The sequence below is a fragment of the Actinoplanes sp. NPDC024001 genome (assembly GCF_040638955.1).
In the GTDB taxonomy this organism is placed as follows: Bacteria; Actinomycetota; Actinomycetes; order Mycobacteriales; family Micromonosporaceae; genus Actinoplanes.
Window position 1 is genome coordinate 51512 of the sequence record NZ_JBEZZB010000028.1, and the last position, 11840, is coordinate 63351.

The 11840-nt window shown below is 71.2% G+C and carries 14 protein-coding genes; 7 read left to right on the forward strand and 7 right to left on the reverse strand.

The window, feature by feature from the left end; genetic code table 11:
* Nucleotides 1-175: 175 nt before the first annotated feature.
* The 6 genes from AB0F81_RS13775 to AB0F81_RS13800 form a co-directional block, all read right to left on the reverse strand.
* Nucleotides 176-1066: an RNA polymerase sigma-70 factor gene (locus AB0F81_RS13775; protein WP_360195997.1), complete on the reverse strand. Its 891-nt coding sequence runs from the start codon at nt 1064-1066 to the stop codon at nt 176-178.
* Complete coding sequence (locus tag AB0F81_RS13780) at nt 1063-2223, reverse strand: FAD-dependent oxidoreductase (protein WP_360196000.1); 1161 nt, start codon at nt 2221-2223, stop codon at nt 1063-1065. The genes AB0F81_RS13775 and AB0F81_RS13780 overlap by 4 nt, the downstream gene beginning before the upstream one ends.
* 73 nt (nt 2224-2296) lie before the next feature.
* Nucleotides 2297-3289, reverse strand: coding sequence for a hypothetical protein (locus AB0F81_RS13785; protein WP_360196003.1), 993 nt, complete (start codon nt 3287-3289; stop codon nt 2297-2299).
* Nucleotides 3290-3348: 59 nt separating this feature from the next.
* Complete coding sequence (locus AB0F81_RS13790) at nt 3349-3894, reverse strand: DUF1062 domain-containing protein (protein WP_360196006.1); 546 nt, start codon at nt 3892-3894, stop codon at nt 3349-3351.
* A gap of 231 nt (nt 3895-4125) precedes the next feature.
* A complete protein-coding gene (locus tag AB0F81_RS13795; protein ID WP_360196009.1) occupies nt 4126-4692 on the reverse strand; it encodes a VanZ family protein in 567 nt (188 codons plus the stop codon).
* A 145-nt stretch (nt 4693-4837) separates the two neighbouring features.
* On the reverse strand, nt 4838-5680 hold the full coding sequence (locus AB0F81_RS13800; protein WP_360196012.1) for a nucleoside hydrolase: 843 nt from the start codon (nt 5678-5680) through the stop codon (nt 4838-4840).
* Between the two features lie 93 nt (nt 5681-5773).
* On the opposite strand from AB0F81_RS13800, the gene AB0F81_RS13805 reads away from it, so the two are divergent.
* From AB0F81_RS13805 to AB0F81_RS13830, 6 genes are all read left to right on the forward strand, one after another.
* Nucleotides 5774-6154, forward strand: coding sequence for a hypothetical protein (locus AB0F81_RS13805; protein ID WP_360196015.1), 381 nt, complete (start codon nt 5774-5776; stop codon nt 6152-6154).
* On the forward strand, nt 6151-6351 hold the full coding sequence (locus AB0F81_RS13810) for a DUF6186 family protein (protein ID WP_360196018.1): 201 nt from the start codon (nt 6151-6153) through the stop codon (nt 6349-6351). Before AB0F81_RS13805 ends, AB0F81_RS13810 begins: the two co-directional genes overlap by 4 nt.
* An 86-nt stretch (nt 6352-6437) precedes the next feature.
* On the forward strand, nt 6438-7349 hold the full coding sequence (locus tag AB0F81_RS13815; RefSeq protein WP_360196021.1) for an SPFH domain-containing protein: 912 nt from the start codon (nt 6438-6440) through the stop codon (nt 7347-7349).
* 5 nt (nt 7350-7354) lie between these two features.
* On the forward strand, nt 7355-7576 hold the full coding sequence (locus AB0F81_RS13820; RefSeq protein ID WP_360196024.1) for a hypothetical protein: 222 nt from the start codon (nt 7355-7357) through the stop codon (nt 7574-7576).
* 1 nt (nt 7577) lies between these two features.
* Nucleotides 7578-8204: a GPP34 family phosphoprotein gene (locus AB0F81_RS13825; protein ID WP_360196027.1), complete on the forward strand. Its 627-nt coding sequence runs from the start codon at nt 7578-7580 to the stop codon at nt 8202-8204.
* A gap of 76 nt (nt 8205-8280) precedes the next feature.
* The gene (locus tag AB0F81_RS13830) at nt 8281-10149 is read left to right on the forward strand and encodes a cellulase family glycosylhydrolase (RefSeq protein ID WP_360196030.1); all 1869 of its coding nucleotides are present in this window, start codon (nt 8281-8283) and stop codon (nt 10147-10149) included.
* Here the strand turns inward: AB0F81_RS13830 and AB0F81_RS13835 are convergent, their stop codons facing one another.
* Entirely contained in the window at nt 10150-10728 is a 579-nt protein-coding gene (locus AB0F81_RS13835) for a TetR/AcrR family transcriptional regulator (protein WP_360196033.1), read from the reverse strand.
* A 53-nt stretch (nt 10729-10781) separates the two neighbouring features.
* Here AB0F81_RS13835 and AB0F81_RS13840 point away from each other — a divergent pair, with 53 nt between their 5' ends.
* Entirely contained in the window at nt 10782-11786 is a 1005-nt protein-coding gene (locus AB0F81_RS13840) for a hypothetical protein (protein ID WP_360196035.1), read from the forward strand.
* The last annotated feature ends 54 nt before the right edge of the window (nt 11787-11840 follow it).

Below are 11840 nucleotides of genomic sequence, written 5' to 3' on the forward strand. Positions count from 1 at the left end.
AATTCCGCCGGGACCGCCCAGATACTGGAACCGTATCCCTCGTAACCCCGTGTGAAGATTCAGCCAAGGGGGCCGGCGTGCCGGCCCCCGGCTGACCTTCGTCAGGCGGTCATACGGCGCAGGGCCAGCAGAGAGCCGACATAGTCCGCGAAGCCCTGTCGACCATCCGAAATGCTCAGCGCAGAGTAAGCGGGCTCTCCGCAGTAACGTGGCGCAACTTGTCCGGATTGCGCACGTAGTAGAGATCGGCGATATGACCATCTTGCACCCGGACTGTCAAGGCCCCATCCACCACTCCATCTACACGTAGAACCAGTGCCGGACCCCCATTCACCACCTTCGTCTCAAGCGTGATGACATGTCGGCTGTCCGCCTTACCAAGCCCTCCAACCATGAACCGCGCCACCTTCTCGGCGCCGACGATCGCCCGCGGTGACGCCTGCCGTATGCCGCCCCCATCACTGATGGCGACCACCTCGCTGGCGAGCACGTCGACCAAACCCCGTACATCCCGAGATTCCAGCGCCCTCCGGAACGCCTCCACCACCACGCGGGTCTCCGCCGCCGAAACCACCTGCCGCGGCCGCCGGGCATCCACATGCCGGCGCGCACGATGAGCGATCTGCCGGACCGTCGCCGGACTCTTCTCCACGGCCGCGGCGATCTCGTCATAGCCGATCCCGAACGCCTCCCGCAGCACGAACACGGCCCGCTCCGTCGGCGACAACGTCTCCAGGACCAGCATCAACGCCATCGACATACTCTCGGCCAGCTCCACATCCTCGGCCACATCCGGCGCGGTCAGCAGCGGCTCCGGCAGCCACGGCCCCACGTACGACTCCTTGCGCCTTTGAAGAGTGCGCAACCGGTTGAGTGACTGCCGTGTGGTGATCCGCACCAGATAGGCGCGCGGGTCGCAGACCCGCGCCATATCGACCCTGACCCAGCGCAGCCAGGCCTCCTGCAGCACATCCTCGGCGTCAGCCGCCGAGCCGAGCATCTCGTAAGCGACGGTGAACAGCAGATTCCGGTGGGCGAGGAACGCCTCCGTGGCTTCGTCGCTCATCGCGCCGCCAGTACCTTCTGCCGGGTGTCGTTCTTCAACCAGCGGTGTGAGCCGGGCTTGCGAGCCTCGGCCACCAGGTGCTTCACGCTGAACTGGCAGGACATCTCCTTGAGCTTCGCACCCGCCCAGCCGCTGAAGTACAGCCTCATCGCGCTGTCGTCCTTGTGCGCGACCTGGTAGATGCCCGCGTGCCGCCCCAAGCTGACGCACATCGCCGTGAACAGCACACTCACCGGCTCGGCCGGCGTGCCGGCGATTCGGTGGAGCACCGTGTCAGCGGCGTGCGCGCCCAGGCAACCCGCGGCATACGCGCTCATCCGCAACGGCAGATCCGACGGCGCCGACGCGTCACCGGCCGCGACAATCCGATCGTCGTCGACGCTGGTCAGCGTCTCGTCGGTGAGCAGCCGCCCGGCGGCATCGGTGCGCAGGCCGCTGCGCGCGGCCAGGTCCGGCACCCCGAAGCCGGCGGTCCAGACGGTGATGTCGCTGGGCAACTCCCGGCCGCCGGCAAGCCGCACCGACGCGCCGGTGACCTCGGCGACCTTCGTGCCGGGCCCGTCGATCACCGAAACCCCCAGCTTGGCCAGGCGCTTGGCGGCGGTGCGGCGGGCACGCTCATGCAGGTACGGGCCGAGCACCCCACCGCAGACCAGCGTCACCCGGCGTCCCTGCTCGGCCAGTTCCGCGGCGGTCTCGATACCGGTCGGACCGGCCCCCACCACAGTCAGCTGAGCGGTCGAAGGGGCAGCGTCGACAACAGCCCGCAGCCGCTGCGCTGCTTCCAGGGTGGCGATCGGGTGGGCGAACTCGGCCGCTCCGGGCACCCGCCGTTCGGTGTCCGCGCTGCCCACCGCGTAGATCAGGTAGTCGTAGCGGATCGGCTCGCCGCCGGCTGGTGTCACCGTCCGTGCGGCCGCGTCGATGCTGGTCACGGAGTCGACCACCAGGAGAACCGGCTCGGCCAGGACCTCCCGGTAGTCGTACACCGCCTTATGAGATCCACCGACCAGCTGGTGCAGGCGCAGCCGCGCGACGAACGCCGGACGCGGGTTGATCAGCGTGACGGTGACGTCGTCGCGCTGCGTCAGACGGTTGGCGGCCATCACCCCCGCGTAACCGCCGCCGACCACCACTACCGCAGTCTTCCCAGACATCGTGTCCCCTCCGTTGTTCGGCTTCGAGCACGAGACACCGGGAACTCGATTCCTGTGACATACGTGAGTCAGGTCACCGCGTGAAGCCTCGCAGCACGGAGCCGAGAACAAGCCCGATCGGTACCGCCAGAAGGACGACCAAGGCGTCCACCTCGGCTTCGTCGACCGGTGGATTGCCGGCCAGCGCGGTGAACGGCTCGCCCGTCTGCAGGAGCGCGCTGAAGATCATCAGCGGTGGGAACATCACCGTCAGCGCACCTGTGGCAATCACCGCCGCAGCCGGACAGCGCCACTGCGAACGAGGCTGGGGCCTGGCCAGCGCGACGACGATGACCACGAGCAGCACTGTGAACGCGAAAACGGCGAGGAACACGCCGCCAGACACTCGCGGAGACGCGTAGCGCAGCAGTAACGGCACGGCTGCGGCCAGAACACCGGCTGGGATCACGGTGCGAGCGCGCGACCGGCTGACCGGTCCGGCCGCCTGCGCCGCGGCGAGGACGGCGACCAGCGCCAGCAGGGAGCCGACCACCGCGCTGCCCGCGCGGAGCTCGGGTTCGGTGCCGGTCGGCGAATCCGTGAGAGTCGCCAAGCCAGACCCGACAGCGGCGATGGTCGCCACCGTGAGCAGCGCATCAGGCCGAGGTTCGGCCCGGGCGGCGCTCGCGGCGGCACCGCAGACCGGGGTGGCGCTCGCGGCGGCACCGCAGAGCAGCGCCACCGCGGCCGCGCCGATCGCGAGCTGGGCAGTCCCGGAGACGTGGTCCATTCGGTCCAGGACCACATCGGCCGCGAGCCAGGCGCAGCCACCGGCCAGCACGGCGCCGGTCGCCCGGCGCCCACCACGGGCAAGCACGATGAGTACGAGCACCAGCGCCATCAGCGCACCGAAACGCAGCTCCCGCGTCCAGTACCGGTGGTCTTCGACCATAAGCCCGGGGTCGATGTTCTCGCTCAACGGCTGAAGCACGGTCACGCCGACCGCCCAGATCGCCGCGGACGCCGCCGCCAGCGCCAACGACGAGAGCTGAGCAGCGCCAGGCGCGAGGCGGTTGAGCGCGATCATGGCGGCACACGCTACCGGCGGGGGCGGCAGCCTCGACCGCCGTCCCCGCCGGCTCAGCCCTACCGGCGGAGGGTGAAGCTGAAATCGCTGGACGATGTCCCGGTGAGGCGCCGCGCCGACGACAGGTTGCCGTCGGTGACCAGCCGGAGCACCTGCGACCGCGAGATCCCCAATCCGGCGGCCAGCAATCGGGTCAGTCGAACCGGAATCGGCTGAATGAAGCGAACCGATATGTCAATGACTCCGGTGTCCGGCATATCCGTACTCCGGAGGTCCCATGCACCGTCCCAGTCGAGCGCGACACCGTTCCGGCGCAACAGGCCCGGATCTCCCAGCAATGTCGCCGCGAGGGTGATGTCGTTGTCGTGGAACCGGTCCAGCATCGATGAATCGATGGCGCGAACATTGACCCGTTCCAGGACGGTCAATTTGATGGTCTCCCCGCATCCGGCGCAGAGCGCCAGAAGCCACACGTCCAGGAGTTTGTGATTGGCGTTGACCCGGAACTTCCCGTGGGTCTGATACCGCGCCGACCTGCAGCGCAGGCAGCGGCGACGGATGAGCGGCACCCCGGTCGGGCACACCACCCACTGCGTATTCGTCACTGATGGAAACCGATCTGCTGCGACATTTCCGTGCGGAGACCACGCTCCGCGGAAAGATTCCGCGCATGACGCAGCAGCGAGGGGCGGGCCGGGTGTCACGACGGCGCGCCGCACTCGCTTGGCTCATGCGGGGAGGTCCGTGCGCCGAGCCGCTAGCTCGGCGCAGTGGAATGTCTCAGCAGATGTACAACGGCCCGTCCTTGTCCGGCGACCAGAAACGCGAGGCCGACGCTAACAGCGCTCCGCCGGGCGACTCCATCGAATATCCGGCTCACGCCACCAGCGGCGCGACGCCAGCGCCGCCAGGGCGGCGCCGGCTGCGTTGATCAGTACGTCGTCGATCGAGGAAACCCGGTCCAGTCGCAGGACGTACTGCGCTGCCTCGACGAAGGCCGAGCAGCCGGCCGCAAGCGCCAGGATGCGCGGCACCGACGCCAGCGCCGCGAACCGCATCGGGGCGAAGAACCCCAGCGCCGCGAAGACCAGCAGGTTGCCGCCCACCTGTCCGACCACCGTCAGCGGGCCGGCGGCGAGAACCGTGAACAGGTCCCGCAGCGGCACCAGGCTCACGCGGGCCTCCGCACCCGGCAGCAGGATCATCCACACCCACGGCACGGTCCCGTAGACGATGCCGACCTCGGCCAGGGACCGCCGCCACGCCCACGCCGGCGTCTCGCCGCCGGCGATCCGCCGGCGCGCCAGCACCCACACCACCAGCGCGGCCAGCGGCAGCACGACGATCGTGATCAGTACGACGCCGGTGATCGTGCCGAACCAGTCGTGCCAGCCCCGGACCATGCCGCCCCCGTTCCCGTCGGTACGGCAGGCAGCGTAGACGGCCGCCGCGAGCGTCGTGGCCGAAGATCCGGTGGCGCGGGTGCGAGCCGCGGCCGGCCGGGTCGTCCGGGTCCTGGCCGGCGCGACGGCGTGGCCGAGCGGCGATTCAGCGATCGGCCTCGACCGTGGCCGCCCGGCACACGCGGCTGACGATCTCGCGCAGCACCGCCGGCGCGTCGAGGTCGACGACCACCCGGTGCGGTCCGCCCGCCTGCGGTTCCAGCGTGGTGACTCCTTCGGAGTCCACCCGGATCCAGCCGGGTACGGTCGTGAACAGCTCCGGCCGCGTCGCCGCCAGCACGGCGACCGCGTCGTGCGGGCTGTCCGGCCGCCCGAGCCACGTGCGGAACTGCCGGATCTCCGCGGCCAGCAACTCGCCCAGCGCCCCGCAGGAGCGCACGGCCGTGATCGAGTCGTCGTCGAGCACGACGCGTTCGGTCTGGTCGATGCCGGTGACGAGAGCCGGCACGCCCGCGTCGAAGACCGTCCGCGCCGCCGTCACGTCGCACTTGATGTTGTGTTCCGGTTCGCCCGCGGTGAAGTTCCCGCCCATGATGACCAGCCGCTCGATGCGGTGCGGTCCGGCGAGCGCGTCGGCCACGTTGGTCAGCGGCCCGATCGCGGCGACCGTCGTACCGTCGCGCAGCATCGACGTGGCGTCCAGGCTCGTGTCGACCTGCTCGCCGGCCAGGTCCGGCATGAGCTTGCCCTCGTGGCCGGCCCACCAGACCGGCCGCCCGGAGTGCGCCTCGCGCGCTCCGGCCGCGATCGGCGGCGCCGGGCGGCGCGCGAGCCGGTACGCCCGGTGCACCATCCGAGCCCGCAGCAGCGTGTCGCCGTAGACGGTGGACACTGCCGTCACCGTCCACTCCGGCGAGCCGAGCAGCATGGCGAGAGCGAGCAGGTCGTCGACGTCGCTGCCGATGTCGGTGTCGAGAACGATCTCCATGGCGGGACTGCCTCCGACGGGTGAGAGCCGGCCGTTACAGGTCGGGAAATACCGCAGCCGGTGCGGGTCAAACGGCCGGGCGACAATCCCGGGATGGACCCGGTCCGTCACTCCGCGCGGCGACGTGCCGCGGTCGCCGCCGCCGTCGTCGCCTATGCCCTGGTGGCCGCCCTGTGCCGCCCACTGACCGGTTCGGCGCTCGTCGCCGTACTCCTCGCGGGTCTGCCGTTGGTCCTGATCGGCGTGTGGCGCCGGCCGCGCCGCGCCGAGCCGGCCGGTGGTCGCTCGGCGGCCGTCTGGCTCGGAGCGGCCGCGCTGGCCGTGGCTTTTGAACTGGGTGTCTGGCTCGGCCCGGACGACGCCGCGCACCCCACGCTGAGCACGCTCGCGGATCCGCTGCTGAGCACCTATCCGGGCCGGGTGCTCGGCTATCTGCTCTGGCTCGGCGGCGGCCTCTGGCTGGTGACCCGGTGACGCCGCGAACGGCCATCATCGCCGGTTTCGCCGCGATCCTGGTCTTGGTGATCGCCACCGACCGGTACGCCCGGCGGCCCGGCTCGCGTGTCCGCCCACTGCCGGCGACCCTGGCGGCGGCGCTGCGCTTCCGCGTCGCCCGCGTGGTCCTCCTCGGCGCCTGGCTCTGGCTCGGCTGGCACTTCCTGGCGAGGTGAGCGCGCTTCCCGGCGAGGTGAGCGCGCTTGAAAAAGTGATATCACATTGCTAGTCTTTAGCCATCGCCGATGACAGGGAGCCTTGCATGACGGAACACCTCGACCTACCCGCCCCGCAGGTCCGCGAGCGCATCGCCCGGGGTGTCTCGGGCTGGCCGGTCCTCATCGTGTCCGTGCTGGTGGCACTGCTCAGCATCGCCGTCTTCGTGATCGGCGTGCAGCAGGACAGCGCCGCGGTCGTCGTCACCCTCATCGTCGTCAGCGTGCTGCTCCTGCTGGGTTCGCTGATCGCCCTGGCCGGTCTCACCCCGGTCGCGCCCGGTGAGGCACGCGTCCTTCAGCTCCTCGGGCGTTACACCGGGACCGTGCGCACCGACGGGCTCCGCTGGGTCAACCCGCTGACCGCTCGGCGCAAGATCTCCACCCGGATCCGCAACCACGAGACCGACGTGCTCAAGGTCAACGACGCGGACGGCAACCCCATCGAGATCGCCGCCGTCGTCGTCTGGCAGGTCGAGGACACCGCCCGCGCCGTCTTCGAGGTCGACGACTTCATCGAGTTCGTCGCCATCCAGACCGAGACCGCCGTGCGGCACATCGCCAACAGCTACTCCTACGACTCGCACGACACCGCTCTGATGTCCCTGCGCGACAACGCCGACGAGATCACCGCCCGGCTGTCGGAGGAGATCGGCGTGCGCGTCGCCGCCGCCGGGGTGAAGATCATCGAGTCCCGGCTGACCCGCCTCGCCTACTCACCCGAGATCGCCCACGCCATGCTCCGCCGGCAGCAGGCCAACGCCATCGTCGCTGCCCGCACCCGGATCGTCGAGGGCGCGGTCGGCATGGTGGAGATGGCCCTGCTCCGCCTCGCCGAGAACGACGTCGTCGACCTCGACGAGGAGCGCAAGGCGGCGATGGTCAGCAACCTGCTGGTGGTCCTGTGCGGCGATCGGGACGCCCAGCCCGTGGTCAACGCGGGCACGCTCTACTCCTAGCCACCATGGCTGTCGAACGGAAGAAGCTTCTCCTCCGGCTCGATCCCGCCGTGCACGACGCACTCGCGCGCTGGGCCGCCGACGAGCTTCGCAGCACGAACGCGCAGATCGAGTTCCTCCTGCGCAAGGCCCTGGCCGACGCCGGCCGTCTCCCCGGTGGAGTCGGCCGGATGCGCGGCCGCGGCAGACCCTCCGCCACACCCGAGCCGGAACCGGAAGAGGACTGACATGGACGTTCCCGGCAGCCTTCCTCAACGCGTCTTCCTGTTGGCCTGTCACCCCGAGAAGGGCCGGGCCGGCGTGGGCACCAACTTCGGCGCCATGCTCCGCGCCGCGGTCCTCGCCGACCTCTACGTCCGCGGCCACCTCACCGACGAGCGTGGCCGCGCGACCGTCGACGTCCGGCACCCCTGCAACGATCCCGTCCTCGACGCGCTGCTGGAGGAGATTTCCGGCTCCAGGCCGCGCAAGTGGCAGTTCTGGATCGACCGGCGGCAGCGCGTCACGGTCAGCACGGTGCGCGAGCAGCTCAGCGACGGCGGCTGGATCCGCGTTCAGCCGCACCGGATCCTCGGGCTGTTCCCCACGACCAGGGTGACGGTCCGCGACCCCCGGGTCCGCAAGGAACTGCTCGGCCGGGTCAGCGGCGCCCTGCGGAGCCCGCTCGGCCGGGTCACCCCCGCCGATGCCGCGCTCGTGGCCGTCGTCGCCGCCGGCGGGCTCAGCCTGGTCCTGGACCGAAAGGCGCGGCGCGTCCACAAGCGGCGCATCAAGGAGCTCACCGAGCTCAGCGGACCCGTCGGGCCGGCCCTGCGCAAGTCGAACCAGGACGCAGCCATGGCAGCGGCGGGTTAGATCCGGTCCTGCCGGTCGTTGTCGCGCGAGCCGGTGATGCACTTCAATGTGATCACGGGCCCGTCGACGAAGGTGGGTGGTCGCGGTGCGGCTGGCCGTACGTCTGTTTCTGGGATTCGTGGTGCTGGCCGGCCTGCTGCCCGGCGCCGGAGCGGCCTCCGCCGCGGCGCCGGACGCCGGATGGGCCGGGCCGCTGTCGACCCGCGGGCGTTACATCGTCGACGCGGACGGGCAGCGCTTCAAACTGCGCTCCGGCAACTGGCACGGCGCGAGCGGCACGTGGAACGGGTCCGGTGACGCCGCCGACAACGCCAGCCACCACGCCGGGGAGAACTCCGGGCGGATCCCGCTCGGGCTCGACCGGGCGCCGGTCGACGCGATCGTCGCCGGGTTCCGGGAGCTGGGGCTCAACAGCGTGCGCCTGCCGTTCTCGAACGAGATGCTGCGCGACGCCCGGCCGGTCACCGACGCCGCCGTGGCCGCCAACCGGCAGCTGCGCGGGCTCACCCCGCTGCAGGTGTACGACCGGGTGGTCGCCGCTCTCACCGGCGCCGGCCTGGCGGTGATCCTGAACAACCACACGAACACCACCCGCTGGTGCTGCGCGGTCGACGGCAACGAGCGGTGGAACACCTCGCAGAGCGCCCAGCAGTGGGAGGACGACTGGCTGTTCATGGCCCGCCGTTACCGCGACGACCCGCGGGTGGTCGGCGCCGACCTCTACAACGAGGTGCGCCGCACGGTCCTGGACGACCCGAACTGGGGCTGGGGCAACGCCCACGACTGGTTCGCCGCCGCCCAGCGGGCCGGCGACCGGATCCTGGCCGAGGCCAACCCCCACCTGCTGATCATCGTCGAGGGCATCAACTGGACCGGGATCCCGGTGGACGGCTTCCCGCACGAGCGGCCCACCCTGCGGCCGGTCCGCACCCTGTCGCACACCCTGGTGCGGTCCGGAAAGCTCGTCTACTCGGCGCACTTCTACGACTACACCGGCCCGAACCACAGCGGCGCCACCGGGACGGGGGAGACCACCGACCCCCGATACCGCGACCTGAGCCCGGCGGACCTGGCCGCCGTCGTCAATCGGGACGCGCTGTTCGTCGCCGGCGAGCCCGGCAACCACTTCACCGCGCCGGTGTGGATCAGCGAGTTCGGGGTGGCCGCCGACGCCGCGCCCGGCAGCAGACAGCGCGCCTGGTTCGAGAACTTCGTCGACCTGCTGGTCCGGGCCGACGCCGACTTCGCCTACTGGCCGGTGGTCGGCTGGGCGGAGAGCGGCAACGAGTGGGGGCTGCTCTTCTTCGACGCCGCCGGGCGGCGGTCCGGCCTGCTGGACGGCGAGGACTGGCGCTCCGCCGCGTGGCGGCGGCTGGTCACCACAACGGCCCGGCAGGGGTACGTGGCGCCGGTCCCGTCCCGATCGATGCTCAGCCCCGACCACGGCGACTTCATCGCGTCGTCACGGATGCGCGCCCAGCCCGACTGGGACCGCGGCGCCCGCAAGGCCGCGTGCCCGGACGGGCAGCGCCTGATCGGGCTGAGTCACACCGGCAACCGGGGCCTGTGCACCGACGTCGCCGGGGCGATCACGTGGAGCGCGTACCAGGTGGTGACCGACGAGCGGCACGTCTCCCGGGACTGGGCGCCCGGCTGGACCAAGCTGCAGTGCCCGGCGTCCTCGGTGCTGGTCGGCTACGCGGTGCGGGGCGCCGCCGTGTCGAGCGCCCTGTGCGCCGCCGCCGGGGCGGCCGCGACCGACCCGGGCCGGACCGTGTGGTTCGACCGCGGCGACAACCGTCCCGCGGGCGGGCCCGGCGGTGACTTCGCCAATGGTCGCTACAAGGGCCAGTGCGCCGACGACGAGTACGCCGCCGGGATCGCGTGGACGGGCCGGTTCCTGTCGTCGCGTACCCCGGATGCTCTGCTCTGCCGGCCCGTCTGATCAGCGGCCGCGGACGAGCGGCAGGAACACCTCGTCCACGATCTCGACCAGCACCTGATCGGGGACCGAGGGGATGCCGCGCATCGCGTACTCGGCGCGCAGCAGCATCATCGGCGTGGTCGCGACGCGCGGACGCACGGCCGTCGCCGGCGCCTCGCCGCGGGCCGCGGCCCGGTCCAGCATGGCCAGCCAGGCACGGTCCATGCTGTCCGCGCCGGAGCGCTCGCGCATGAGCGCGAGCAGGTGCGGATCGTCGGCGGCGGCGGCGAGCAGGCCGCGCAGGATCACCCCGTACGGCGAGGACCACGTCTCGTTGGCCCGCCGCAGCATCTCCAGCGCGTCGCCCCGCAGGGTTCCGGTGTCCGGGTGCGGCAGCGCCTCGTCGGACAGGTGACGGTAGGCCGCGACGCCCAGCGCCGCCCGGTGCGGCCACCGGCGGTAGATGGCGTTCTTGTTGGTCCCGGCCCGCGCGGCGACCCGATCCATGGTCATCCCCGCGTAGCCGGACTCGCGCAGTTCCTCCGCCGCCGCCCGAAGGATCGCCCGTTCCAGTTCCTCGCCCCGGCGTCTCGTGGTCACTTCCGTATCTTATAAGGTACGCCGCGTACCCTATATGGGAGGGGAGCCATCCAATGCGCGTCTTCGGCATGAACTACGACACCGGGTTCGTGAGCGCGGGGTCCACGACCCACGAGCCGTTCGACCCGGAAACTGTGCGGCGCGACATGCGTGTCATCCGCGACGAGCTGCACTGCGACGCCGTCCGCATCACCGGCGGCATCCAGGACCGGCTCGAACTGGCCGCGCGGATCGCCGCCGACGCCGGGCTCGAGGTCTGGTACTGCCCGTTCACCAACGGGCTCGACCGCGCCGAGCTCCTGGCGTTCGTGCTCGACGGCGCCGAACGCGCCGAACGCATCCGCCGGGGCGGGGTGAGCGTCGTCTATCTCACCGGCTCCGAGATCGCCATGTTCACCGACGGCTTCCTGCCCGGCCGCGACCTGACCGAGCGGATGGCGCTGTTCACCGACCCGATGCGGATGCGCGAGGTGGTTCCCGCCGCGCAGGCCGCGGTGCGCGACTTCCTCGCTGAGGCGGTGCCCGCGGTGCGGGAGCGGTTCGGCGGCCCGGTCGGATACGCGTCGATCCCGCTGGAGGCGGTGGACTGGGCGCCGTTCGACGTCATCGCCAGCGACGCCGGATACCGCGACGCGACCAACGCCGCCGACTTCCCGCGGTCCCTGGCGGCTGCGGTGTCGCAGGGCAAGCCGTACGCCGCGACCGAGTTCGGCTGCTGCACCTACCGCGGCGCGGCCGACGTCGCGGGCGCGGGGGAGCCGGTCACGTACGACGAGCACGGCCGCGCCGCCCGGCTCACCGCAGTGCTGGAGCGCGACGAAGAAGGCCAGGCCCGCTACCTGATCGACCTGCTGCACGACTACGAGGCCGGTGGTGTCGAGGCGGCGTTCGTCTACACCTTCGCGAACCGGCACCTGCCGACGACCGGCGACCCGGAGCGCGACTTCGACCTGGCCGCGCGCGGGATCGTACGCGTGCTTCCCGATGGCTCCTGGACGCCGAAGGCGGCCTTCCGCGCCCTCGCCCAATACGGCCGCAAGCGCGCCCGGACACCGTGATCATCCGGATCTTCGTCGCGCATCGCCCGAATCGGACTTCGGACACTGTGGCCG

Coding starts and splice junctions, on each gene's coding strand:
- AB0F81_RS13775 (WP_360195997.1), bottom strand. CDS start 1,066: ATGAGCGACGAAGCCACGGAGGCGTTCCTCGCCCACCGGAATCTGCTG.
- AB0F81_RS13780 (WP_360196000.1), bottom strand. CDS start 2,223: ATGTCTGGGAAGACTGCGGTAGTGGTGGTCGGCGGCGGTTACGCGGGG.
- AB0F81_RS13785 (WP_360196003.1), bottom strand. CDS start 3,289: ATGATCGCGCTCAACCGCCTCGCGCCTGGCGCTGCTCAGCTCTCGTCG.
- AB0F81_RS13795 (WP_360196009.1), bottom strand. CDS start 4,692: ATGGTCCGGGGCTGGCACGACTGGTTCGGCACGATCACCGGCGTCGTA.
- AB0F81_RS13800 (WP_360196012.1), bottom strand. CDS start 5,680: ATGGAGATCGTTCTCGACACCGACATCGGCAGCGACGTCGACGACCTG.
- AB0F81_RS13805 (WP_360196015.1), top strand. CDS start 5,774: ATGGACCCGGTCCGTCACTCCGCGCGGCGACGTGCCGCGGTCGCCGCC.
- AB0F81_RS13815 (WP_360196021.1), top strand. CDS start 6,438: ATGACGGAACACCTCGACCTACCCGCCCCGCAGGTCCGCGAGCGCATC.
- AB0F81_RS13820 (WP_360196024.1), top strand. CDS start 7,355: ATGGCTGTCGAACGGAAGAAGCTTCTCCTCCGGCTCGATCCCGCCGTG.
- AB0F81_RS13825 (WP_360196027.1), top strand. CDS start 7,578: ATGGACGTTCCCGGCAGCCTTCCTCAACGCGTCTTCCTGTTGGCCTGT.
- AB0F81_RS13840 (WP_360196035.1), top strand. CDS start 10,782: ATGCGCGTCTTCGGCATGAACTACGACACCGGGTTCGTGAGCGCGGGG.